Source organism: Nonomuraea phyllanthi (assembly GCF_006334985.2).
Classification (GTDB): Bacteria; Actinomycetota; Actinomycetes; order Streptosporangiales; family Streptosporangiaceae; genus Nonomuraea; species Nonomuraea phyllanthi.
Genome location: NZ_VDLX02000001.1, coordinates 324,289 through 348,636 on the forward strand (window position 1 = coordinate 324,289; position 24,348 = coordinate 348,636).

Below are 24,348 nucleotides of genomic sequence, written 5' to 3' on the forward strand. Positions count from 1 at the left end.
TCGCGCGCGGACGCGGGCGCGAGTGCCGTCAGGCCTTGCGGCGCAGGTGAAGCCGAGGTGATTTTCCGTTCTCGTGCGGCAAGTTATGGCACGGTAGGTGCCGTTGTTTATTAGGGTGTCAATAATCCGAAGATGTCCAAGACGTCCCTATTGCCCCAGAAGCAGGGAACGACGAAAGGTACGCGCGGATGCTCTTGCCTCGCAGGTGGACCGCGACCGCCGCAATTCCCGCAGCCGCGACCGTCTGTGTGCTCGCGCTGCTCGTACTCGCCGGCCTGATCAGTTTCGGCGCGGCCGCCGCCACGCTCGCCTTCCTGGTCGCGCTGGCCGCCCTCGCCTATCTCGCGTTCTCCGTGCGCCGCCTCGACGGCAAGGCGCAGCGGATCGACCTGCGGATCAGGAAGCACGAGGCTGAGCTGGCACGGACCACCGCCGCGCTGAAGACCATCGAGACCAGGCTGGACCAGGTGGCGCGGGCCGTCGAGGACTCGGCCGCGCGGCGGGCCGACGACCTGGGCGCCATCCTCGCCTCGCTCGGCGAGGACCGGGTGAACGCGATGACGCGGGCACGAGAGGTGGAGGCGCTGCGCGCGGAGGTTCGCGCGCTGGCCAGGGACTCCGTATGACGCTGGTCAGGCACAACGACTACGGCGCGCTGCGGCCCCCGGTGATCGGGGCGTGGCGGCCCACGCTCCGGGTCTCGGTCGTCATCCCGGCCCGCGACTGCGCCGGGACGCTGGAGCGCACGATGGCGGGGCTCGCGCGGCAGACGTACCCGGCCGAGCTGCTCGACGTGGTGATCGCGGACGACGGGAACGAGCCGCCGCTCGACGTTCCGGGCGCGCGGGTCGTCCGGGTGACCGACGGATGGGGGCGCGGCGCGGCCCGGCAGGCGGGACAGCTCGCGGCCACAGGGGACGTGATCCACTGGCTCGACTCCGACATGCTGCTCGCCGACGACCACATCGAGGCGCACATGCGCTGGCACCACCTGATCGAATACGCGGTGGTGATCGGGGACACGCGGTTCGTGGCGGAGCCGGGCGAGGAGGGCGTCCAGGCGGAGTACACGCGCAAGACGCTGGAGTCGACGGCGCGGCTCAAGGAGGCGGGCGCGAGCGCGTACCTGCTGCACACGGGCGCGTCCACGTCCGTACGGACCGATCTGCTGCGCGCGGCGGGCGGCGTCGACGCCTCACTCGACATGGCCGAGGACACCGAGCTCGGCTACCGGCTGGCGCAGGCCGGGGCGGTCTTCATCCCCGACGCCGAGGCCAGGGCGTGGCACGTCGGGCCGTCCACCGTGATGCTGCGGGAGCGGGAGGTGCACCGGCACAACTGGTCGTACCTGGGCGATCTCATCCCCGACCTGCGCTGGCTGCGCGGCCATCCCCGGCGCACCTGGCGCGTGCCGTACGTGCGGGTCGTCGTGGCCGCGACGACGTACGAGGAGACCAGGGCGAGCGTGGACTCCGCGCTCGCGGGGACGCTCCCCGACGCGGCCGTCACGCTCGTCGGGCCGTGGGACGAGCTGACCGGCGAGCGCCGCTCCAACCTCGACGATCCCCTGCTCGACCTGCGCCTGCTGCGCAATCTCTACGCTCACGAGCCCCGGGTGGTGTTCGCGCAGAGCGTACCCGCCTCGGCCGCGCCCGCCCCCTTCCTGCTCGGCCTGCCCTCGGGGTGGGTGCTGGGCGCCGACACCCTCTCCAGGCTCGTCCGCCACGCCGGCCGCGACCAGCTCGGCCTGGTCAGCGTGGCGCTGGCCGAAGGGCCGTCCGGGGTCGTGGCGGCCCGCCTGGAGCGTACGGCGGCGTTCGCCCGCGCCTCCCTCCTCGAGGGCGAGGCCGACGACCTGGTGGACGAGATGTTCGGGTCGGAGTGGGTCAGCGGGGCCGAGTACGGCTTCGCGACGGCTGACGAGGCCGAGCCGCCGGCCGGGGATCCCGCGAAGTGGCGGGCGCTGGCCGGGGAGCGGCTGCAGGAGGTCAAGGTGCTGCGTGCCGAGGTCGAACGGCTGTCGGCCGAGGTGGAACGGCTGTCCGCCGCGCCGCCCGCGGATGACGGCGACGGCGGCCGTGGCGGGCTGGGGTCGCTGATCAGGCAGCTGCGGAGCGCCGGATGATCGGCGAGCTGCTGGCGGAGCTGCGCGGGGCGCGCGTCTACTTCGCCGGGATCGACCCCGCCACCGACGGCGCCGCCGCCCTGTACACCGATGCCGGGCGCGCCGCCGTCGACCTGGACCGGGACCTGCTGGAGCCGTCGGAGCCGCCCGCCGACCAGGGCCGGGCGGCGCCCGCGGTGCTGGTGCTGGCCAGGACGCCGGCCGACCTGCGCAGGATCGCGACCCTGCACAAGCTGCTGCCGCAGGCCGAACGGGCGGTCGTGGCCGTGCTCGACACGCCCGCCTCGCATCCCGCCCCGGTGCCCACGCCGACTCCCGCGCACCGGTGGCGGTCGCTGACGGATTTGCGGGTGTACCGGCCGAAGAACCGGGTGTGGGTGGTGGACGCCCGGTTCTCGGCTCCCACGCCCGCCGGCCGTACGGTGACGGCCATGGCGCGGGCGTTCGCGGGGCACCGGCTCGACGTCATCGGAGCTCCGGCGGCGGCGATCGCGGGGGTCGGGGCGGCGGACTGGCGGCCGGGCGATCCGAACGCGACGCCCGCCGAGGTGACGGGGCCGGTGCCCGAGCGGGTGGGCGCGCCGGGCGGCGACCTGGTCCTTCGCACCCTGGGCCACCCGTCCGTGGAACGGCCCCCCGCCCCCGGCCGGACCGCCTCCGGCCACGACACTCCCGGCCACGATCGGGCCGCCTCCGACGCCGCGCCGCCTCCCGCCCCGGACGCCGGAGCCGCACCCAGGGATACGCCCGGCGGGGAGGGCGCGGCCGAGCGGCCGGACGGTGGAGAGCGCGAGGCCGCGTGGACGGGTGACGAGACGCCCATCGAGCGGCCGACGTTGCGGGCCGTGAGCTGGGAGCGCCTGGGCCGCCCCGGGATGGGCACCTCGCCACTGGCCGATCCCGACGTGCTCGCCGAGCCCTCCATGATCCCTCCCGTGGACGAACGGCTCGTCAACCCCCAGGGCTTCGTCACCACCCCCTCCCGGGGCACGGCGTCGCTGGCCGAGCGGGACGGCCGGTGGTCGGTCGTGCTGGACGGCAAGGTCGTGACGACGTTCGCCGAGTCCGGCGGGGTCACCGACGCGGACGCGGCCAGGCTGCGGCAGATCCGCGGCGTCGAGGTCGACTGGCGGCACGCCCACAGCGGCCCGCTGGCCGCCGTACGGGTGCTGGCCGGGCTGGCCGCCGCCGGGGTGCCGCTGCACGCGGAGTCGGTGCCCCGCTGGGCCGGCGCGCTCGGCGACGAGCTCGCCGGGCTCATCGAGCTCTGCCCTGACCTCACGGACGACCTGCGGCGCGAGGAGCACAGCATCCGCCTGCGCCGCGCCGCCCTCCGTACCCACGGCGTCGCGGCGCGCTGGGAGCAGCTCGGCGCGCCCGCCCCCGCTCCCCCGCTCACGTCGGTCCTGCTGGCGACCCGCCGGACGGACATGGTGGCGTTCGCCCTCGACCAGATCGCCCGCCAGCGCGGCGCCCGGCTGGAAGTGATCCTCGCGCTGCACGGCGTCCCCAAGGGCCACCCGGACGTGGCCGGGGCGATCGCGGCGTTCGAGGGGCCGCTGACCGCCTTCGAGGCGGACGGCCGGGCCGTGTTCGGCGAGGTGCTGAACGACGCCGCCGCCAGGGCCTCGGGCTCGTTCCTGCTGAAGATGGACGACGACGACTGGTACGGCCCCGACTTCCTGTCCGACCTGCTGCTGGCCCACTCCTACTCGGGCGCCCAGGTGGTCGGCACGGTGCCGGAGTTCGTCTACCTGTCGTCCATCGACGTCACCGTGCACCGCAGGCAGGTCACCGAGCAGATCACGAGCTTCGTCGCCGGCGGGACGATCCTGGTGGAGCGGTCGGCGTTCCAGGCGGTGGGCGGGTTCAGGCCACTGCGGCGCTCGGTGGACACCCAGTTCCAGGAGGCGCTGCAGGCGGCGGGCGGGCAGATCTACCGTACGCACGGGCTCGGCTACATCCTGCGCAGGGGCCCGGCGGCCGGCCACACCTGGCAGGAGCCGATCGGCACGTTCCTGCAGCGCAACAGGCGGCAGTGGCGCGGTTTCCGCCCGAACGCCCTCATGGCACTCGACGGGAGCCCCCTCCCATGACCGGCGTGCCCCGCATCCGCCGCAACGACTTCGGCGTGCTCGACCCGCCCGACCTGGGCGCCTGGGAGCCCACGCTGGCCGTCACCGTCGTCATCCCGGCCCACGACCGCCAGGACACGCTGGACCTCACCCTGGCCGCCCTATCCGCGCAGAGCTACCCCGAGCACCTCGTGGACGTCATCGTCGTGGACGACGGCAGCGCCACCCCGCTGCGCCTGCCCGAACTGGTCCCGGCGAGGACCAAGCTGATCTCCAGCCCGCCCGGCGGCTGGGGCCGGGCCTGGGCCGTGCAGGCGGGCCTCGACGCCGCGACCGGCGAGGTGGTGCTCGTCCTGGACGCCGACATGGTCCCGCACCGGCGGCACCTGGAGGCCCAGCTGCGCTGGCACCACCTGGCGCCGTACGTGGTGGCCCTGGGCTGGATCGACTTCACCGCCGCCACCGACCTTCCCACGCAGGAGCGGGTACGCCGGGCGCTGGAGCGGGGCGAGGAGGACGCGCTCTTCCCCCTCTCGCCGCACCGCCACGACTGGGCCGAGCAGATCATCGCCGACCACGACGGCCTGCGCCACGCCCCCAGCTCCCTGGCCACCCGCGTCCACGTGGGCGCCACGGCGTCGTACCCGGCCGCGTTGCTGCGCTCGATCGGCGGCATGGACACGTCCCTGGTGCTCGCCGAGGACACGGAGCTGGGCTACCGCCTGACGCAGGCCGGCGCGGTGTTCGTGCCGGACCCGGAGTCGCGCGCGTGGCATGTCGGGCTGCCGACCGCGATGCGCGAGTTCGCGGCGCTGAAGCGCTACAACGACCCCTACGTCGCCGACCGGGTCCCCTACCGCCGCTACCTGCGCACGGACCCGGGCCGGCAGTGGCTGGTGCCGTACGTGGACGCGACCGTGCCGGCCGGCTCGTACGAGGACGTGCGGGCGACGGTCGACGCCCTCCTGGCCGGCTCCGTCCAGGACGTCCGGGTCACCGTCCCCGGCCCCTGGCACGCGCTCACCGGGGAGCGCCGCTCCCCGCTCGCGGACCCTGACCTCGACCTCCGCCTCATCCAGGCGAACTTCGCCCACGACCCCCGCGTCCACCTGACCGGCCCGCTCGAAGGCACGCCGCCGTTCCGGCTCTCCGTCCCGCCGGGCTGGGTTCCCTCGAGGGACACGGTGGAACGCCTGATCGACCACATGGAGGCGGGCGACCTCGGCGCGGTGTGCGTGGCCTTGGAGGAGACGGCGGAGGGCGTCACCGTGGCCCGCCTGGACCGCACGGCCGCCCGGTCGCGGGCCGCGCTGGTGGCCGCCCCGGACGACGATCGGGACGACCTGATCGACGCCCTCTTCGGCCTCGAATGGGTGGACGGCGAGAGCTGGGGCTTCGCCCGCCGCCCTGAGGTCTACCCGCCGCGCCGGCCGCCGGTCCCGGAGCTCGACCGGCTCGCCGCCGCGCACGAGAAGGAGCTCGCCCTCTACCGCAAGCGCGTGGCCGCGCTCCGGGCGGAGATCGGGCAGCTGCGGCGCGAGGCGGGCAAGAACGGCCGGGACGCGGCCCGCTGGCGCGAGAAGGCGGAGACCTGGCGCCGCGAGGCGGTGCGCCTGTCGCGCGCCGGCAACCGCTCAGTGCTCGAACGTGCCGTCCGCAAGGTCCGCGACCTCGCCTTCCCCGACACCTGACACGGCTATGCGTCGGTGTCCTTCGGGTGCCGGGTTGACGCGTAGACGAAGTAGACGGTCCGCCGATCCACGTCTACGAGATATCGCACGCGCCCACCGGCGGTGACCTCGTACTCCCATTGCGGCAACTCACGTCCGCCGTAACTCGTGGTCGCCAACCGGCCGCGAAGCCGGTGCTGCCTGTCGGGGATCTCGGTGGAGAGCGGATCACTCCTCAACGCCTCGAAACAGCGCCGGGCGTTGCCAGGAGCTTCCGTGCACAGCGCCGCCCATCCCTTTGCCGCGTCGTTCGTGGCGAATCTCAGCCGCCATTCACCCTCTACAGGGGGTGGCGCCACGTCGTCGCCGCGCTTCGGGCTCACGGTGCGAGCACCTCTCCGTGGTCGTCTTCCGGCAGTGGGCCGGTGAGCCGGGCGGCCAGTGCGGGATCGGCCAGGATACGAGCGGTCGCGCGCCACTCGACGACGACCCGGTGCAGGGTGGCGTGGACGTCCAGGTCCACGGCGTCCCGGGTCGCGTCGATGAGGTCGCGCACGAACTCCTGCCGCTCCTCGGGCGACAGATGCCGCGCCCACGAGAACACGGCCAGGAGTGCCTGCCTGACCGCCCGCACGCCTTCGTCGCTCGTGACGAGCGCGGCGAGCAGGCCGGCCACCACGCTCGCCGTCTCCTCCCTCTCCCGATCGTGCCGGGCTGTCGTGAGGTAGAGGTCTTCCCCGTCACGGCGTCTGATGTGCACCCGATGCACGCGGTTGAGCGTCTCGGCGACTTCCTTGGAGTGCTTCGAGAGATCAGAAAAGGGAACCGTCGGTGTGGTCACACGAGAAGCCTACTTCGGAATTATTTCCGAAGTCCATGAGCTACTCGTCGCCCTCCACGCGCATCACGCTGGCGACCGCGCGGACGATGTCGAGCTCGCGCAGCCCCTCCATGGTCGCCGTCAGCGCGGCGTCGGTGGCGCGGTGGGTGACGATGACGAGCTGGGCGTCGTCGCCGTGCCCCTCCTGGCGCACGGTCTGGATCGACACGTCGTGCTTGGCGAACAGCTCGGCCACCCGCGCCAGCACGCCCGGCTTGTCGGCCACGTCGAGGGCCACGTGGCAGCGCGTGACCGTCTCGCCCATCGGGTGGGCCCGCAGGTCCGCGTACGTCGACTCCTCCGGCCCGCGCGCGCCCGCCAGGCGGTTGCGGGCGACGGCCACCAGGTCGCCGAGCACGGCGGACGCGGTGGGCGCCCCGCCCGCCCCCTTGCCGTAGAACATGAGCTGCCCCGCCGACTCCGCCTCGACGAAGACCGCGTTGTACGCCTCGCGCACCCCGGCCAGCGGGTGCGTGCGCGGGATCATGGCGGGGTGCACCCGCACGCCGAACGAGCGGCCGTCGTCGGAGCGGGCGCAGATGGCCAGCAGCTTGATGACGTAGCCCATCTCCTTGGCGGAGGCCACGTCGGTGGCGGTGATCTCGGTGATGCCCTCGCGGTGCACCTCGGCGGCCGTGACGCGGCTGTGGAAGGCCAGCCCGGCCAGGATGGCGGCCTTGGCCGCGGCGTCGAAGCCCTCGACGTCGGCCGTCGGGTCGGCCTCGGCGTAGCCCAGCGTCTGGGCCTCCTCCAGGGCGTCGGTGAAGGACGCGCCCGTCGTGTCCATCTTGTCGAGGATGTAGTTGGTGGTGCCGTTGACGATGCCGAGCACGCGGTTGACGTGGTCGCCGGCCAGCGACTCGCGCAGCGGGCGCAGCAGCGGGATGGCGCCGGCCACGCTGGCCTCGAAGTAGAGGTCGCCGTTGCCGGCCCGTGCGGCCTCGTGCAGGGTGGCGCCGTCCTCGGCCAGCAGCGCCTTGTTGGCCGTGACCACCGACTTGCCGCCGGACAGGGCGGAGACGATCAGCGAGCGGGCGGGCTCGATGCCGCCGATGACCTCGATGACGATGTCGACGTCGTCGCGCGCGACCAGCGCCTCGGCGTCGGTGGTGAGCAGCGCCGGGTCCACCTCGACGTCGCGCTTGCGGCCGAGCCGGCGCACCGCGACCCCGGCCAGCTCCAGCGGGGCGCCGATGCGGGCAGCGAGGTCGGCGGACTGCTCGTGCATGAGCCTGATGACCTGCGAGCCGACGACGCCGCAGCCCAGGAGAGCCACTTTCAGCGGTTTCACAGCTGCCCCCTCAACAGGTCGTCCTCGGTCTCGCCCCGCACGATCACCCGTGACCGGCCGCCGGAGACGGCGACCACGGCGGGCTTGGGCAGGTAGTTGTAGTTGCTGGCCAGCGACCGGCAGTAGGCGCCCGTGGCCGCCACCGCGATCAGGTCGCCCGGCGCGAGGTCGGCCGGCAGGTGGAGGTCGCGCACGATGATGTCGCCGCTCTCGCAGTGCTTGCCGACCAGGCGGCTGAGCATGGGCCCGGCGGCGCTCTCGCGGCTGGCCAGCACCGCGGTGTACTCGGCGCCGTAGAGGGCGGTGCGCACGTTGTCGCTCATGCCGCCGTCGATGCTCACGTAGGTGCGCAGGCCCTCGACGTCCTTGACCGTGCCCACCTCGTAGAGGGTGATGCCGCCTGGCCCGACGATGGTGCGCCCCGGCTCGACGGTCAGCCTGGGCACCGGCAGGCCGGCGTCCTTGCACACCTTGGTGACGATCTCGCGCAGGCCGTCGGCCAGCTCCTTGATGTCGGGCGCCTCGTCGCCCTCGACGTAGGCGACGCCGTAGCCGCCGCCGAGGTCGAGCTCGGGCAGCACGACGCCGTGCTCGTCCTTGACCTGCACGAGCAGCGTGGTCAGCCGCCTGGCCGCCACCTCGAACCCGGCCGTGTCGACGATCTGGGAGCCGATGTGGGAGTGGAGCCCGACGAGCTCGAGCTGTGGCAGGGCGAGGATGCGGCGCACGGCCTCGGCGGCGGCGCCGGTGTTGAGCGACAGCCCGAACTTCTGGTCGTCGTGCGCGGTCGCGATGAACTCGTGGGTGTGGGCCTCGACCCCGGTGGTCACCCGGATCATCACCTTGGGCCGCCTGCCCAGCCGCTCGGCGAGGTGGCCGAGCCTGGCGATCTCCTCATACGAGTCGACCACGATGTGGCCGACCCCGGCCTCCACGGCCCTGGTCAGCTCGGCGACGGACTTGTTGTTGCCGTGCATCGTGATGCGCTCGGGCGGGAAGCCGACGCTCAGCGCCACCGCCAGCTCGCCGCCGCTGGCCACGTCGAGCCCGAGGCCCTCGTCGTGGAGCCAGCGGACGATCTCCTTGCACAGGAACGCCTTGCCGGCGTAGTGGACCTCGGAGCCGGCGAAGGCCGTGGCGTAGTCGCGCATCCGCGAGCGCACGTCCTCCTCGTCGAGGACGAAGAGGGGGGTGCCGTGCTCGCGGGCCAGATCGCGCACGTCCACCCCGCCGACGGTGAGCGCGCCATCGGTCCGCGCCGACGTTCGGGGCCAGATCGCGGGATTGATCCGGTTGAGGTCGGCGGGCGCCACCGGCGGGCGCTCCTGGGGCAGCATCTCGGCGTGCCGGTCCCCGGCGGGATGGACGAATCGACTCACCCGATCGAGGCTATCGGAAGCGCAACCAAGCCATGACCCACTGACCACGTATCGAGACGCGATCAAGCCCTGGAAGGGATATTTTTACGATTTTTCGCCGTTTGGCCGGATATTTTGCGATTAGTCAGAGCCTGTCGGGGCCGGGCAGCACGTCCCGTACGGCCCGCGCCAGCCGTACCCGCGCCGCGTGCACCGGGCCCGCCGGCCGGTCGCCCACCGGCACGGCCGGCGCGCGCTCGTGCGCGTCGTGGTAGGCCAGGGCCAGCCGTACGAGGTAGGCCTCCCATCCCGGGTCCCGGCTCACCAGCCGGCCGGGCAGCTCGGCCAGCACCCGCAGCACCCGCCGGTCGTACGCGCCGTCGAGCAGCTCCCCCCTGACCTCCCCGGACGGCACCCCCAGCTCCCGCGCCCACCGCAGCACCCAGGAGGCCCGCACATGCCCGTAACGCACCACGAACCCGGGGTTGTCCCAGGTGCGCGGGAAGTCCGGCCAGGACGGCTCCGGCAGCCGGGGCGGCTCGAAGAGCATCGCCTCGGCCGGCTCGCCGACCACGATCCGCAGGAACCCGTCGCCCCTGACCTCGACGGCGGCCACCCCGGCCAGCCCGCGCACCCGCTCGGCCAGCGGCCCGGCCGGCACCCGGCGACGCAGCGCCGCGGCGGAGACGTAGATCGCCTCCCGCTCCCACGTGCCCTCCGGAACCGGCGGCTCCCCCAGCACCTCGGCCAGCTCGACGGGCGTCATGGTGACGACCCTACGGCGGGGGCTCAGATGAGCGCGTGCGGCTCGGCGGAGCCGTACTCGACCAGGTGGGCCGCGCCGAGCAGCCAGCGGTCCTCGTCGCGCACCCGCACGTAGCCGAACCGGTCGGCCGAGAACACCTTGATGCCGTCCTCGCGGCACTGCCGCATGAGCACCTCGTCCCAGCCCTCCGTGAGGTCGGCGAAGCCCACCTCGCGCAGCGTGTTGCGGCGGGCCAGGAGGGTGGCGCCCGCGACCTCGGGGAGGTAGGCGTACTCGGCGTCGGGCTGCTTGAGCAGGGTGGCCTGGGGCTTGCGCAGGTGGGCGAAGAAGGCGGCCTTGCCGACGATGTCGGCGGTGCTGAAGAGGAAGGCCCGGCGCAGGTCGGACAGGTAGTGGGCGCCGTACACGTCGCGCGGGTCCATGACCGCCACCAGGTCGGCCTCGCACAGGTCGATGCCGGCGTCGAGCATCGCGCCCTCGGTCATGGCCGGGTGCGGGCGGCGGTAGACGACCTCCACGTCCGGCAGCACGTCGCGGGCCCGCAGCTCCGTCTCGGGCGGGCCGATGACGACGAGCTGGTCGACCCCCGACTGCTTGGCGACCTGCGCCAGGGCGTGCTCCATCAGGTAGGGGTCGAGGATCGGGAGCAGAACCGAGGTGTTGAGCGTGGCGCGGGCGCTGGGCAGGCCGATGGCCTCCAGCATCTCGTCGATCCGCTCGGTCATCGTGCCCATCTGGTACGCCCGCCGCAGCGCCACGTGCGCCCGCCGCCCGTCGGGCTCGGGGCCGATGGGCGTGCCGCAGGCGGCGATCTCGGCCAGCCGCCACTGGGGCGTGCCGGGCGGGCAGTCCACTCCGGACGGCCAGCGGTAGGAGGTCAGCACGTCGGGGTAGGCCAGGTGGCCGGGCAGGAGCTGGTCGAGGGTGAGCACCCGGTCGATGCGCCCGCCGGCCAGCGGCAGCGGGTTGTGCACCCTGGGCTGCACCCCGAACTGCAGGCGCGGCCAGGCCACCGTCACGTCGGTGGTGAACCGGTGCTCGAACAGCTCGGCCGTCGCGGCGTACGCGGCGACGTCGCCCTGTGTGTGCCAGAAGACCGTGCGGATGCCGCGCTCGGCGCACCAGTCGAGCAGCGCCCTGATGCCCTCGCCCGGCTCGCCGGTGATCTCCTCGACCCACGGGCCCTGCGTGACGGACTCGACCACCAGCAGGTGGGGCACCTCCAGCGGGAGCACCCTGGCGAAGTCGCGGGGCGTGAAGCCGGTCGTCTGCCGCCACTCGTAGCGCAGCAGCGCCTCGGCGTGCGGGTCGGCGATCACCGCCGCCGTCAGGTGCGGCCTGGTGTTGGGCCCCGTCGGCACCCGGAAGGGCTTGAGCTTGAAGGAGGCGCCCCCGAGCGTCCTCGTGGTGCTGGTGGCCTGGAACGCGGCCCCGGGCCGCTCGTCCTTGGACTTGGCGGCGGCGGGCGGCCGGCGCTTGGGCGCGATGGGCCGCTTGACCGGCTTGGCGGCGCCCCTGAGCCCCTTGGCCAGGCGCATCGGGTTGTTCCTGCCGCTCTTGATCGCGTCGCCGAGCCGGTTCCAGCGGGCGACCTTCATCGAGGACAGCTTCCAGTTGGCCACCTCGGCCTGGAAGCGCTGCTCGGCCAGCTCCCTGCGGAGCTTGTCGGCGGCGGCCTGCTCGGCGGCGAGCCGCTCCTCGGTCTCGCTCAGCCGCTCGGCCAGCGCCTTGACCTCGTCGGCGCTCTGCTCGGCGGCGGCCAGCCGGGCCTGGGCGGCGTCCAGCAGCCTCGCCAGCTCCGCGGCGCGCTCGGCCTGCGCCACGGCGTCCCGCAGCGCCCGGCGAGTGCTCTCAAGCTCGATCGTCACCGGGCCTCCTTCCTCGGCCCGGCGACCAAGACGCTGCGTCTGATTGTTCCCTCGCTCCGCTCGCTCACGCGACCTCCGCTCCCTCAGCCCGGCAAAGGATACTCTTTTGCGGGAAGCGTCTCGAAGGGATGAGATCCGGTGCAGTTCAACGTGCGGCCCTACGTCTGCGGCGCTCTCGGCCGGATCGACACCGCCATACTCGGCAAGCTGACCGCCGCGGGCCCCAGGGTGCTGCCGGCGCTCCAGTCGCCCGAGGCGGCGCTGTTCAGCTCCACGCCCCTGCCGCCCTACCACCGCGCGGGCAACACGTTCGCGTTCTCGTGGGGCGAACGCAAGCCCTCCTCCGCCGATGACCGGGCCGCCGACTGGATGGCGGTGGCGGAGACGTACGAGACGCCCGGCCTGATCGGCGACGGCGAGAGTGTCACGCTCCACACCGGCGCCCTGGGGCTGGTGGACGTCTACTTCGTGCGCCACGGCGACGCGGTCTACTTCTCGTCCCTGATCCAGCCGCTGCTCAGCCTGGCGCCGATCGAGATCGACTGGTCGGCGTGGGCCTCGATCCTCCAGGTGACGTTCCCGCTGGGCGAGGCGACCCCGTACACCGGCGTCAAGCGGCTGCCGGGGTCGAGCGCGCTGGTGTGGCGGTACGGCCGGCTCGCCACGGAGCGCCGGCTGCCCCGCTGGCTGCGCACCGAGCCGTACGAGTCGTGGATCAGCCCCGGCGAGATCGTCGAGCTGCTGGGCGAGGTCTACGCGGGCTACGAGGGCCGCAAGCTGCTCGTGCCGGTCAGCGGCGGCTACGACTCGCGGCTGCTGGCCGGCGTGGCCGTCGCGCGCGGGATGGACGTCGAGTCGTGGACGACCAGCCCCGACGACGGCACCGACACCGACATCGCCTTCGCCAGGGCGATCACCAGGGAGCTGGACATCCCGCACCGGGTGATCACCCAGGACGCCGCCGCCTACCCCGGCGACGCCGCCGAGGTGGCCCGCAGGCTCGAATACCTCACGCCCCACCACGCCTGGTACGCGCCCTTCGCCAAGGAGGTGCACGGCGCGGGCCGGATCCTCGTCGACGGCCTGGCCGGCGGGCCGCTGCTGAAGAACTTCATGGTCAGCGGGGCCGCGCTGGAGGCCAGGACGCAGGCCGAGCGCTCCGCGGCCGTGCTCTCCTCGCTGTCGCTCGGTGCGCCCTCGCAGCCGTTCCTGTCGAAGGCGGCGGCCCAGTGGATGGAGGAGACCGTGCGCGAGCAGTTCGCGGCCGCCACCTCCATGTTCCACGGGCACCGGGCCGAGCTGCCGCTGTCGGTGCTGCACACCAGGACCGTGCGGGGCATCGCGCGCTCCGTGGTCAACCTGGTGGGGCCCGAGGCGTCGTTCGCGGCGCCGTTCATCGACCCCCGCTTCTTCGACGCCGCGCTCTCGGTCGGCGTCGCCCGCAAGCACCAGGGCCGCTTCTACCGCGAGGTGCTGCACGCGGCCAATCCTCGGGTGGCCGCCCTGCCTTCCACGAATGTGGTCAAGCAGCCATTGAGGCGGGTGCCGTTGCGGTCGACGGCCGCCCCTGCCCGAAATTATTCGCACCGCATGCTGGAGACCGTGGTGCGCCGGGTGCCGACCTTGCTGTCGGACGAGATGCACGAGGTGATCGCCGGCGGTCCCGACGCTCTGACCAGGTACAACGGCTGGAACGACCGCTTCTGGGTGCGCGGTCTGGTGCTTTTCGGGCTGTGGTTGAGCGACTTCGAGAACGACCTCTCGGACCTTGCGCCTCCTTTTTAGTGAACGCTGGGTAACAGGGCGATTACCTACGGATCTCCTGGGTACGAACTCTCGCACAGCAGAAGCGGGTTCCGGAAAGCCACCGGGCTGGTAGTGTTCGGCCCGTAAGCGCCGCACAAACGGGCACCAGATCACAAATCCGGTCTCGTTCACGGACAGTGGGGTTCGCAGGGATGACGACCCTACGCGGCGCGGTCACCAGATAACTTCGCCGGGGCAACCGGTGACTTCGTCCTGCCCACATCTCTTCCTGTGAGCGACATATGATCAACGCATCCCCATTGCCGGAGCCGATCTCCGAGGCTTTCGTCTCGGAGGATCCAGCCTGGTACAAGCGGGCGGTGTTCTACGAGGTCCTCGTCCGGGGCTTCAAGGACTCCAACGGCGATGGCACCGGCGACTTGCGCGGGCTCATCGAGAAGCTCGGCTACCTCGAGTGGCTCGGCGTGGACTGCCTGTGGCTGCTGCCGCTGTACGAGTCGCCGCTGCGTGACGGCGGTTACGACATCTCCGACTACATGAAGATCCTCCCGGACTTTGGGGACCTAGGGGACTTCGTGCAGCTGATCGAGCGGGCCCACGAACGTGGCCTGCGGATCATCACCGACCTTGTGATGAATCACACAAGTGATCGCCACCCCTGGTTCCAGGCGTCCCGGCACGACCCCGAAGGTCCGTACGGCGACTTCTACGTGTGGTCCGACCATCCCACGGGCTACCCTGACGCGCCGGTGATCTTCGTTGGGGCCGAGGAGTCCAACTGGACCTACGACCCGGTGCGCAAGCAGTACTACTGGCACCGTTTCTTCCACCACCAGCCGGACCTTAACTATGACAACCCGGCGGTGCAGGACGCGATGCTGGAGGTGCTGCGGTTCTGGCTGGACCTCGGCATCGACGGGTTCCGGCTGGACGCGGTGCCGTACCTGTTCGAGCGCGAGGGCACGGCGTGCGCCGGGCTGCCGGAGACGCACGCCTACCTGAGGAAGATCAGGGCCGAGGTCGACCGGCTCCACCCTGACCGGGTGCTGCTGGCCGAGGCCAACGGCTGGCCCGAGGACGTGGTCGAATACTTCGGCGACCCCACCACGGGGGGCGACGAATGCCACATGGCCTTCCACTTCCCGCTGATGCCGCGCATCTACATGGCGGTCAAGAAGGAGACCCGCGAGCCGATCTCCGAGATCATGTCGCGCACGCCCAAGCTGCCCGAGAAGGCGCAGTGGGGCATCTTCCTGCGCAACCACGACGAGCTCACGCTCGAGACGGTGACCGAGGAAGAGCGCGACTACATGCACAAGGAGTACGCCAAGGACCCGCGCATGCGCGCCTACCTGGGCATCCGCCGGCGGCTCGCCCCCCTGCTCGACAACGACCGCGACCGGATCGAGCTGTTCACGGCGCTGCTGCTGAGCCTGCCCGGCTCGCCGATCATGTACTACGGCGACGAGATCGGCATGGGCGACAACATCTGGCTCGAGGACCGCGACTCGGTCCGCACGCCGATGCAGTGGAGCCCCGACCGCAACGCCGGTTTCTCCTCGGCCGACCCGGGGCGGCTCTACCTGCCCGCGGTCATGGACCCGATCTACGGCTACCAGGCGGTCAACGTGGAGGCCCAGCAGCGCCACGAGGGCTCGCTGCTCCACTTCACCCGCAGGATGCTCGAGATCCGCCGCAAGCACCCGGTGTTCGGCGTGGGGGCGTACACGGAAATGTGGTCGTCCAACCCGTCCGTGCTCACCTTCGTCCGCGAGGACCGCGACGACATCGTGCTGTGCGTGAACAACCTGTCGAAGTTCCCGCAGCCGGTGGAGCTGGACCTGCGCAGGTTCGAGGGGCTGGTGCCGATCGAGGCGCGCGGCGAGGTGCCGTTCCCGCCGATCGGCGAGCTCCCGTACCTGCTCACGCTGCCGGCACACGGCTTCTACTGGTTCGCCCTGAAGAAGCCGGATACCGTCAGCGAGAAGTGACGGGCACCTGGGCACGGGCCGCGCGGCGGGCGGGAATCAGCGCCACCGCGAGGGCCGTGCCCACGGCGACCGCGACGGCGCCGGCCAGGGTCAGCGCGGAGGGCGCGCGGCCGATGCCGGCGCCCACGCCGCTGGTGTGGCCCTGAAGGTCGATCAGCCCGGTCACGACGGACATGCCGGCCGCCGCGCCCGCGCCCACCCCGAGCACGACCAGCAACCCCGTGCCGGTCACGAGCGTGGCCATGACCTGGCGGGGCGTCAGCCCCATGGCTTTCAGCACGGCCAGGTCGAGCGCGTGGTCGCGCAGGCCGAGCGCGCTGGCGGTGAGCAGGTTGGCCAGGCCGATCAGCATGAGCACCGCGATCAGCGCCACGATCACCACCCGGATCACCGACAGCCGGTCGGCCGGGTTCACCGCGGCCTGGACGTCCAGGCTCTCCCCCGACTCGGCCAGCAGCCGCCCGCGCACCTCGGCGGGGTCGGCTCCGGGCCTGAGCGCGAGCGCGTAGTACTCCGGCGGCACCGAGTCCTTGGCCGCCAGGCTGTCGAGCCCCACGGAGATCACCTCGCCGTCGAGGTCGGGCTCGACGGTCCTGCCGACGATCCTGACGATCAGCGGCGTGCCGCCCACGGTCAGCCGCACCCGGTCACCGATCTTGATGCCGAGCAGGTCGAGCAGGCCCTGTCCGGCCACCGCCTCGCCCTGCCTGCCGTACATGCGGCCCTCGACCACGGGGAACGGGTACGGGTCCGTCGAGCTGCCGATGGCCCGGACCCGGACCGAGCGGGCCTCTCCGGGGGCCAGGGCGTTCACGTCGGTGCCGGCGTAGACGGCCCGCACATCCCTGTCCCTCTCGGCGATGACCTTGGCCTCGGCCGGCTCCAGCTTGCCCGGCCTGACGTACAGGCCGGCGTGCTGGCCGACCTGCTCGGGGTGGTCGGCGAAGTTGTCCAGCGTGGCCCAGACGCCGAGCCCGATCGTGATCATCATCATCGGCACGGCCAGCCCGAACGCGGTCAGGAACGCCGGCACGCGCCTGGTGAAGGCGTCCCTGGTGCCGAGGACGAGGGCGGGCGGGAGGCGTACGAGGAGGGCCAGCCTGGCCAGCCTGGACAGGTGGCCGCGCGGCGGCAGGGCGGGCACGTCGGGGATCGGCGGCGTGCGGCCGCCGCGCCAGGCGGGCACGCCCACGGCGGCCAGCACCACGAGCGCGGTGCCCGCGACGATGGCCAGCACCGGGATCGGCGCCACCGACGTGGTGCCGAGCACCGCCGCCGTCACGCCCCAGCCCACCAGGGCGCCGATCGCGACGCCCAGCAGGCCGAGCGCGCCGTGCTCGACGAGGAGCAGCAGCGCGAGCTGGCCCCTGGTGAAGCCCAGCGACTTGAGCGTGGCCAGGTCGCGCAGCTGGCCCAGCACCCGCCCGCCGGCCGCGTTGGCCAGCGCGAGCGCGGCGGCCACGAGCCCGACCACCCCGAACAGCGCCAGCAGGGTGCCCAGGAGCCGGTTGTCCAGCTCCATGGCGGCCCTGACCTCGCGCCAGGTGTAGACGCGCTGGAGCTGGTCCTCCAGCATGACGACCACCCGCTGCGAGACCACCTGCGTGGCGTCGGGGTCGGCCAGACGCAGCCCCGTCACCCACTCGCTGCGGCCCAGCATGGGCTCGATGCGGTCGAGCATGGCGGGCAGCACGTAGGCCAGGCCGGGCGTCCACTGCGGGTAGAAGCCCTGCTCGGCGGAGTCGGCGATGCCGCGTACGTACAGGGTGTGGCGCTCGCCGCTGAGCGCGATGACCGTGAAGGGGGCGCCGAGCCCGATCCGTAACGAGGTCGCGAACGAGCGCTCGACGACCACCCCGTCGGGCTGCGAGGCGTCCAGCCACCTGCCCTCGGCCACCACCGGGTGCGCCACCTCGGGCTGGTCCGCGGGCATCGAGCGCAGCGCGGCGGGGTCCTTCTTGCCGTTCTGGACCACCGTCACGGGCGCCGACCGGTACGGGCCCGCCACCTGGGTCACGCCGTCGATGCCGCGCAGGTCCGCCTGCGGGCTGTCGTCGGTGTAGAGCCAGACGTGGGCGCCGTCGGTCTGGGCGAACAGGCTCCGCCACGGGTTGGTGCCGTCCTCGAGCAGGGTGGCCGCGGTGATCAGGGCGGCGACGATGCCGGCCACGGTCAGCACGGTCAGCACCGCCTGGCCCTTCCTGGCCCGCAGGTCCGCCTTGATCCAGCGGCTCCCCGCCAGCGCTGTGCTCATCTGAGGTCGATCACCTCGCCGGCCGTGCCGGTGCGCCTGCGCGAGATGCGGCCGTCGTCCACGATCTCCCCGTCGAACAGGGACACCACCCGGTCGGCCAGGCTGGCCACGCGGGCGTCGTGGGTGACCATGACGATCGTCTGCCCCTCCTTGTGGACCTCGCTGAGCAGGCGGAGCACGTCACGGGTGTTGCGGCTGTCGAGGTTTCCGGTGGGCTCGTCGGCCAGCAGCACGCTGGGCTGGTTGGCCAGCGCCCTGGCCAGCGCGACCCGCTGCTGCTCGCCGCCGGACAGCTTGGCGGGCGAGGCGTCGGCGCGGTCGGTGAGGTTGAGCGCTCCGAGCAGACTCTCCCTGCGCTCGCGGGCCACCTTGGGCGAGGCCCCGGCCAGCAGCGCGGGCAGCTCGACGTTGTCGCCGACGGTCATGTTGGCGACGAGGTTGAAGAACTGGAAGACGAACCCGACCTTCTTGCGCCGCAGCAGCGCCCACGCGCTCTCCGAGAGCGTGTCGGCCCGCTTGCCGTCGAGCCAGATCTCGCCGCTCGTCCTGGTGTCGAGCCCGCCCAGCATGTGGATGAGCGTGGACTTCCCCGACCCGGACGGGCCCATGATCGCGATGAATTCTCCCGGCTCCACCTGCAGGTCCACGCCGCGCACGGCAGGCACGGGCACCGCGCCATCCTGGTAGATTTTGACCAGATTGACCGTTTTTACAACCGTGCTCATGCCAGATCCTCCTGGCAACGCTCCAGCCAGTCAAGATCCGCCTGCAGGTGGAGCATGGCGCCCTCGATGAGAAGCGTCGCCACCCGGTCGGTCGGCGGCGTGTGGACCAGGAGATCGTTGAGATCGCTCATGAGCGACAGGTAGTGGCGGCGCTGGCGGCTGATCAGCGCCATCCGGTCGGCGATGCCGGTGAGAGGGGCGAGCACGAGCTTCATGAAGAACTCGTCGCGCACCCGGGGGCCCTCCGTGGGCTCGTCGACCCACGTGGTGAGCACGTCGCGGCCCTTGGCCGTGAGGTAGTAGACCTTCTTGTTGGGCCGGTTGGACTGCTCGACGTCGACCGCCTTGACCAGGCCGTCCTTCTCCAGCCTGCCCAGGGTGACGTAGATCTGCCCGATGTTGGGGGAGGGGTAGGCGCTGCCGAAGGTCTGCTCAAGCGCCTGTTTGAGTTCGTAGCCGTGAGCCGGCTCTTTCGCCAGGAGCGCCAGCAGGTGAAGCCGCACTGCCTCACCTCCCCGCCGTGTTACGAATGCGTTACGCAGCTAAACGTTGACCTACAGATTACATGTGTGCATAACATAAATGCATCTACCTAACACGTATGTATCCCCCTGAAAGTGGAGGAAACAGAGGTGCGCTCGCTGCCGTTCGCCCTGGTCGTGCTCCTTACGGCCGCGGGATGTGCTTCAGCGAGCACTGAGGGCGGCGGCGAGACCGGGACGGGCGGCACAGGCCCCATCACGTTCGCCACCGGCCGCGACACCACGGCGTACCTGCAACCCCTGCTGGATCGCTGGAACCAGGCCCACCCGGCCGAGAAGGTGACGCTGCTGGAGCTGCCCGAGGCCTCCGACGAGCAGCGCGCTCAGATGGTGGCCAACCTCCAAGCCAAGAGCGCCCGGTACGACGTCCTGGGCCTCGATGTCGTCTGGACCGCAGAATTCGCGGAGAACGGCTGGATCATCCCCCTGGAGCGCGGGTTGTTCCCGCTCGACAGGTTCCTGCCGCCCGTCGTGGAGACCGCGGTCTACAAGAACAAGCTGTGGGCCGTCCCGTACACGAGTAACGCGGGGCTGCTCTACTACCGGACCGACCTGGTCAAGAAGCCGCCACGGACGTGGTCCGAGCTACGCGACCAGGCACGACGGATAACGAAAAAGCACAACATTGGAGGCTATGCCGGGCAGTTTTTGGCATACGAAGGGCTCACCGTCAACTTCTCCGAGGCCCTGCAGTCCGCGGGCGGGCAGATCGTCAGCCAGGACGGCACGGAGGTGGCCCTTGATCCGGCCAAGGCGGAGATCGCGCTCGACTTCCTGCTCCGGGGTCTGCGCGAAGGCTGGATCCCCAAGGAATCGCTGAGTTACAAGGAGGAGGAGTCGCGCCTGGCCTTCCAGGAGGGCAGGCTGGCCTTCGCCCGCAACTGGCCGCACGCCTACGGACCCGCCAAGGAGAAGCTGGGCGGGAAGCTCGGCGTCACCAGGCTGCCGGGGCTCGACGGCCCCGGGTCCAGCACGCTGGGCGGCGCCAACCTGGCGATCAGCGCGTACTCCAGGCACCAGCACACGGCGCAGGAGTTCATCCGCTACTTCACGAGCCTGGAGAACGAGCGCCGGGTGCTCACCGACGGCTCGTTCCCGCCCGTGTGGACGGAGCTCTACGACGATCCCGCCCTCATCAAGCGCTTCCCCTACCTTCCGGTGCTCAAGGAGAGCATTCTCGCGGCCAACCCCCGGCCGGTGAGCGCCAACTACAACCAGCTGAGCCTGGTGATCGCCAGTTCGGTCGCCAAGGCGCTCGGCAACCCTTCGAGCGAGTCCGCCGACGATGTCGCGGCCTCCATGAAGTCAGAACTTGAAGAGATCATCAGAACCCAGTGAGGCAGCCATGCGTAAAGCCAGAGCAGCAGTCGTCCTGGCCGGGCTCGCGGTAGCCGTCGCCGCCTGCGGCAACGCCCCGACGACCACCACCCCCACCGAGTCGGGCTCCGCCTCGGCCCCGGCCGAGGGCGCCAAGACGCTGCAGGGCGTGAAGATCGAGGTCGCCGCCAAGTGGACCGGCGACGAGCAGAAGAACTTCGAGCAGGTGCTCAAGGCGTTCTCCGACAAGACCGGTGCCGAGGTCACGTACGCCTCCACCGGCGAGGACACCGGCGCCTACCTCGGCCCGCGCATCCAAGGCAACAACCCGCCCGACGTGGCCATCCTGCCGCAGCCGGGCCTGGTGCAGCAGTACGCCGAGCAGAGCGCGCTCAAGCCGCTGACCGACGACGTCATCAAGGAGATCGACACCAACTACACCCCGTACTGGAAGGAGCTCGGCTCCGCCGACGGCAAGGTGTACGGCGTGCTGATCAAGGCGGCCCACAAGTCGCTGGTCTGGTACCGCTCGCAGGCGTTCGAGGACGCGGGCGTGCAGCCGGCGACCACCTGGGACGAGCTGGTCAAGAACGCGCAGACCATCGCCGACTCCGGCACGGCGCCGTTCTCCCTCTGCGGCGCCTCGGGCTGGACGCTGACCGACCTCTTCGAGAACGTCTACCTGTCCACCGCCGGCCCCGAGAACTACGACAAGCTCTCCAAGCACGAGATCCCGTGGACGGACCCGACCGTGACGACGGCGCTGGAGAAGATCCAGCAGATCGTCGGCAAGAAGGAGTTCCTGCTCGACGGCAACTCCGGCACGCTGCAGACCGACTTCCCCACCTGCGTGAGCAAGGTCTACGGCAACAAGAAGGCGGCCATGGCCATCGAGGCCGACTTCGTGGCCGTCGAGGCCGTCGCCTCGGGCGCCAAGGTCGGCGAGGAGGCCAAGTACTTCCCGTTCCCCAAGGCCGGTGACACGGCCCCGGTCATCCTGGGCGGCGACGTCGCGGTCGCGATGAAGGACAACCCCGGCGCCATGGCGCTGCTGCAGTTCCTGGCCTCCAAGGAAGGCGGCGAGATCTGGGCCAAGCTGCCCGGCTACCTGTCGCCGAACAAGAACGTCTCCCCCGACAACTACCCCGACGAGCTGACCAAGCAGCTCGGCCAGACCATCGTCTCGGCCGGTGACGCCGTCCGCTACGACATGTCCGACCTGGCGCCGAGCGCGTTCGGCGGCACCGACGGCAAGGGCGAGTGGAAGGTGCTGCAGGACTTCGTGCGCGACCCCAGCGACATCAAGGGCACCCAGACCGCACTCGAGGCCGAGGCCAAGAAGGCCTGGAAGTAAAGAGGTATGGCCGTGACCGAACGGTTGGACGGCCCGCAGGTCCCGCCCGCGGAGATCGCGGGCGGGCCCTCCACCGGACCGGCTGAAACCCCCCGTAAGCAGAGACGCCTCGGCCCCTCGCCGGCGGTCGCCATCGCCTTCCTCCTCCCCGCAGCGTTGCTGCTGGGCATCTGGGTGGTCTACCCGATCGTCTACTCCATCTTCCGGAGCCTGTTCGACTCGGTGGGCACCGGATTCGTGGGACTGGGCAACTACGCCACGATCTTCACCGACGGCGGCATGCTCACCACGATCCGCAACAACCTCATCTGGGTCGTCGTGGCGCCGATCGTGGTCACCACGCTCGGCCTGATCTTCGCCGTGCTGACCGAGCGGATCAGGTGGTCGACGGCGTTCAAGCTGATCGTGTTCATGCCGATGGCCGTCTCCCTGATGGCGGCGGGCGTGATCTTCCGTCTCGTCTACGAGCAGAGCCCCGACAAGGGCCTGGCCAACGCCGTGCTCACCACCGTGCACGACACGTTCTCCTCCTCGCAGGGCTACCCGGAGGCCCGGCCGCGCGAGGGCGACCAGTCGCCCGTGGCCGACGACGGCGGCGCGGTCGTCACCAAGCAGCCCGCCCAGGCCGGCCAGCCCGTGATGATCCCCATCGTGGGCGTCAAGCAGGGCCTCATGCCGACCGACGCCCAGCCCGCCAAGGCTCCGGCGGTCGGCGACGGGCTCTCGGGCGTGGTCTGGTTCGACTTCACCCCGGGCGGCGGCGGCACGAGCGGCGCGGTCGACGGCTCGGAGAAGGGGCTGCCGGGCATGACCGTGGAGGCCGTGCAGAACGGCCAGGTCACCGCGACCACTACCACGGCCGGCGACGGCTCGTTCCAGTTCGAGGGCCTGGCCGCGGGCTCCTACGTCGTACGGCTGCCGAAGTCGAACTTCGAGGCCGCCTACGGCGGTCTGAGCTGGCTCGGCCCGACGCTCATCACGCCGGCGATCATCGGCGCGTTCGTCTGGGTGTGGGCCGGGTTCGCCATGGTGCTGATCGCGGCCGGGCTCGCGGCCATCCCGCGTGACGCGCTGGAGGCCGCCCGCATCGACGGCGCCACGGAGTGGCAGGTGTTCCGCAAGATCACCGTGCCGCTGCTGTCACCGGTGCTGCTCGTCGTCTTCGTGACGATGATCATCAATACGTTGAAGGTGTTCGACCTGGTCTTCATCATCGCGCCGGCCTCGGTGCAGCCGCAGGCGAACGTGATCGCGCTGGAGATGTGGCGCGTCTCGTTCGGCGGCGGCAACAACCAGGGCCTGGGCAGTGCGCTGTCGGTCTTCCTGCTGATACTGGTCCTCCCCTTCATGATCATGAACATCCGCCGGTTCAAGAGGGGAGAGTCATGACGTCCGCGACCGCAACGGCGCCGACGGGGCTCGAGACGGGCGCGCCGCGCAGGGGTCTGGCCAGCAAGATCGTGGACCGGATCGGCGGCGGCGCCGTCCAGGTGATCATGATCCTGCTGGGCCTGTTCTGGCTGGTGCCGACGCTGGGCCTGCTCGTCGTCTCGATGCGCACGACCCAGGTCAACAACGCCGAGGGCTGGTGGACGATCTTCACCAAGCCGGCCGAGTTGACCCTCCAGAACTACGCGGACCTGCTGGCCAGCGGCTTCACCGCGTCCTTCTGGAACACCGTGGCGATCACGGTGCCGACCACGATCCTGGTGATCGGCATCGCGGCCATGGCCGCCTACGCGTTCGCGTGGATGGAGTTCCCCGGGCGCGACCTGTCCTTCCTGGTCGTGGTCGGGCTGCTGATCGTGCCCATCCAGATCGCGCTGATCCCCATCGCGTCCTTCTACGGTGGCATCGGCATCTTCGGCTCGATCCCGGGCGTGGTGCTCTTCCACACGGCGTTCGGCCTGCCGTTCGCGATCTTCCTGCTCCGGAACTTCTTCGTCGGCATCCCGGCCTCGCTCCTCGAGGCCGCGCGCATGGACGGCGCGCCGGAGTGGCGGATCTTCGTGTCGGTGGTCTTCCCGCTGGGCAAGCCCGCTATCGCCTCGCTGGGCATCTTCCAGTTCCTGTGGGTGTGGAACGACATGCTCATCGCGCTCGTGTTCGCCAACCCCGAGAACCAGCCGATGACCAAGGCCCTGCAGTCCCAGATGCGGCAGTTCGGATCGAACGTCGACATCCTATCCTCGGGCGCCTTCCTGTCGCTGATCATCCCGCTGGTCCTGTTCTTCGCCTTCCAGCGGTACTTCGTGCAGGGCATGATGGCCGGTTCCGTGAAGTGACCCGACCGATCACGGGTGCCCGCCGGTGCCGCGGGCGCCCGTGATCATTCTGGTACGGCCGAAGCAGGCGTTCGGGCGGC

Annotated in this window: 19 protein-coding genes; 10 read left to right on the forward strand and 9 right to left on the reverse strand. The window is 71.3% G+C overall.

The genetic code is table 11. From position 1 onward, the window contains the following. The first annotated feature begins 188 nt into the window (after window positions 1-188). From FH608_RS01540 to FH608_RS53700, 4 genes are read left to right on the forward strand one after another with little or no spacing between them, the layout of a single operon-like run. On the forward strand, window positions 189-626 hold the full coding sequence (locus tag FH608_RS01540) for a hypothetical protein (protein ID WP_139627947.1): 438 nt from the start codon (window positions 189-191) through the stop codon (window positions 624-626). Then, window positions 623-2,125: a glycosyltransferase gene (locus FH608_RS01545; RefSeq protein WP_139627949.1), complete on the forward strand. Its 1,503-nt coding sequence runs from the start codon at window positions 623-625 to the stop codon at window positions 2,123-2,125. The genes FH608_RS01540 and FH608_RS01545 overlap by 4 nt, the downstream gene beginning before the upstream one ends. After that, on the forward strand, window positions 2,122-4,221 hold the full coding sequence (locus tag FH608_RS53695) for a glycosyltransferase (RefSeq protein WP_139627950.1): 2,100 nt from the start codon (window positions 2,122-2,124) through the stop codon (window positions 4,219-4,221). Before FH608_RS01545 ends, FH608_RS53695 begins: the two co-directional genes overlap by 4 nt. Then, window positions 4,218-5,891, forward strand: coding sequence for a glycosyltransferase (locus FH608_RS53700; RefSeq protein ID WP_139627952.1), 1,674 nt, complete (start codon window positions 4,218-4,220; stop codon window positions 5,889-5,891). Before FH608_RS53695 ends, FH608_RS53700 begins: the two co-directional genes overlap by 4 nt. A gap of 5 nt (window positions 5,892-5,896) precedes the next feature. Here FH608_RS53700 and FH608_RS01560 read toward each other — a convergent pair whose 3' ends face one another. The 6 genes from FH608_RS01560 to FH608_RS01585 all read right to left on the reverse strand — a co-directional run bounded on the left by FH608_RS01560 (window position 5,897) and on the right by FH608_RS01585 (window position 12,033). Further along, window positions 5,897-6,253, reverse strand: coding sequence for a hypothetical protein (locus FH608_RS01560; RefSeq protein ID WP_139627953.1), 357 nt, complete (start codon window positions 6,251-6,253; stop codon window positions 5,897-5,899). Further along, window positions 6,250-6,711: a prevent-host-death family protein gene (locus FH608_RS01565; protein WP_139627955.1), complete on the reverse strand. Its 462-nt coding sequence runs from the start codon at window positions 6,709-6,711 to the stop codon at window positions 6,250-6,252. The genes FH608_RS01560 and FH608_RS01565 overlap by 4 nt, the downstream gene beginning before the upstream one ends. Before the next feature lie 40 nt (window positions 6,712-6,751). Then, window positions 6,752-8,041: a homoserine dehydrogenase gene (locus FH608_RS01570; RefSeq protein WP_263008737.1), complete on the reverse strand. Its 1,290-nt coding sequence runs from the start codon at window positions 8,039-8,041 to the stop codon at window positions 6,752-6,754. After that, window positions 8,038-9,420, reverse strand: a complete 1,383-nt coding sequence (lysA, locus tag FH608_RS01575; RefSeq protein WP_139627957.1) for a diaminopimelate decarboxylase — start codon at window positions 9,418-9,420, stop codon at window positions 8,038-8,040. The genes FH608_RS01570 and lysA overlap by 4 nt, the downstream gene beginning before the upstream one ends. A 124-nt stretch (window positions 9,421-9,544) precedes the next feature. Next, window positions 9,545-10,165, reverse strand: a complete 621-nt coding sequence (locus FH608_RS01580; RefSeq protein ID WP_139627959.1) for a DALR anticodon-binding domain-containing protein — start codon at window positions 10,163-10,165, stop codon at window positions 9,545-9,547. A 23-nt stretch (window positions 10,166-10,188) separates the two neighbouring features. Beyond that, window positions 10,189-12,033 (reverse strand): hypothetical protein, encoded by a 1,845-nt coding sequence (locus FH608_RS01585; RefSeq protein ID WP_226898858.1) that lies wholly within the window; start codon window positions 12,031-12,033, stop codon window positions 10,189-10,191. 138 nt (window positions 12,034-12,171) lie between these two features. Between FH608_RS01585 and FH608_RS01590 the strand changes: the two genes are divergently transcribed. Together FH608_RS01590 and treS are read left to right on the forward strand one after the other, a co-directional pair. After that, complete coding sequence (locus FH608_RS01590; protein ID WP_139627961.1) at window positions 12,172-13,818, forward strand: asparagine synthetase B family protein; 1,647 nt, start codon at window positions 12,172-12,174, stop codon at window positions 13,816-13,818. A gap of 263 nt (window positions 13,819-14,081) precedes the next feature. After that, the gene (gene treS / locus FH608_RS01595) at window positions 14,082-15,791 is read left to right on the forward strand and encodes a maltose alpha-D-glucosyltransferase (RefSeq protein WP_139627963.1); all 1,710 of its coding nucleotides are present in this window, start codon (window positions 14,082-14,084) and stop codon (window positions 15,789-15,791) included. On the opposite strand, the gene FH608_RS01600 is transcribed toward treS, so the two are convergent. Genes FH608_RS01600 through FH608_RS01610 form a run of 3 tightly spaced genes read right to left on the reverse strand, consistent with a single transcriptional unit; the run spans window position 15,778 to window position 19,273 of the window. Next, window positions 15,778-18,045 (reverse strand): ABC transporter permease, encoded by a 2,268-nt coding sequence (locus FH608_RS01600; protein WP_139627964.1) that lies wholly within the window; start codon window positions 18,043-18,045, stop codon window positions 15,778-15,780. The two genes, treS and FH608_RS01600, sit on opposite strands and share 14 nt — an antisense overlap. Continuing rightward, the gene (locus FH608_RS01605; protein WP_139627966.1) at window positions 18,042-18,770 is read right to left on the reverse strand and encodes an ABC transporter ATP-binding protein; all 729 of its coding nucleotides are present in this window, start codon (window positions 18,768-18,770) and stop codon (window positions 18,042-18,044) included. Before FH608_RS01605 ends, FH608_RS01600 begins: the two co-directional genes overlap by 4 nt. Then, a complete protein-coding gene (locus FH608_RS01610) occupies window positions 18,767-19,273 on the reverse strand; it encodes a PadR family transcriptional regulator (protein WP_139627968.1) in 507 nt (168 codons plus the stop codon). The genes FH608_RS01605 and FH608_RS01610 overlap by 4 nt, the downstream gene beginning before the upstream one ends. Before the next feature lie 114 nt (window positions 19,274-19,387). Between FH608_RS01610 and FH608_RS01615 the strand changes: the two genes are divergently transcribed. The 4 genes from FH608_RS01615 to FH608_RS01630 are packed head-to-tail and all read left to right on the forward strand — an operon-like array spanning window position 19,388 to window position 24,268. Then, window positions 19,388-20,650, forward strand: coding sequence for an ABC transporter substrate-binding protein (locus tag FH608_RS01615; protein WP_226898859.1), 1,263 nt, complete (start codon window positions 19,388-19,390; stop codon window positions 20,648-20,650). A 7-nt stretch (window positions 20,651-20,657) separates the two neighbouring features. Further along, window positions 20,658-21,983 (forward strand): ABC transporter substrate-binding protein, encoded by a 1,326-nt coding sequence (locus FH608_RS01620; protein ID WP_139627970.1) that lies wholly within the window; start codon window positions 20,658-20,660, stop codon window positions 21,981-21,983. A 6-nt stretch (window positions 21,984-21,989) separates the two neighbouring features. Next, window positions 21,990-23,372 (forward strand): carbohydrate ABC transporter permease, encoded by a 1,383-nt coding sequence (locus FH608_RS01625; protein WP_139627972.1) that lies wholly within the window; start codon window positions 21,990-21,992, stop codon window positions 23,370-23,372. After that, window positions 23,369-24,268: a carbohydrate ABC transporter permease gene (locus tag FH608_RS01630; protein WP_139627973.1), complete on the forward strand. Its 900-nt coding sequence runs from the start codon at window positions 23,369-23,371 to the stop codon at window positions 24,266-24,268. Before FH608_RS01625 ends, FH608_RS01630 begins: the two co-directional genes overlap by 4 nt. Window positions 24,269-24,348: the final 80 nt, after the last annotated feature.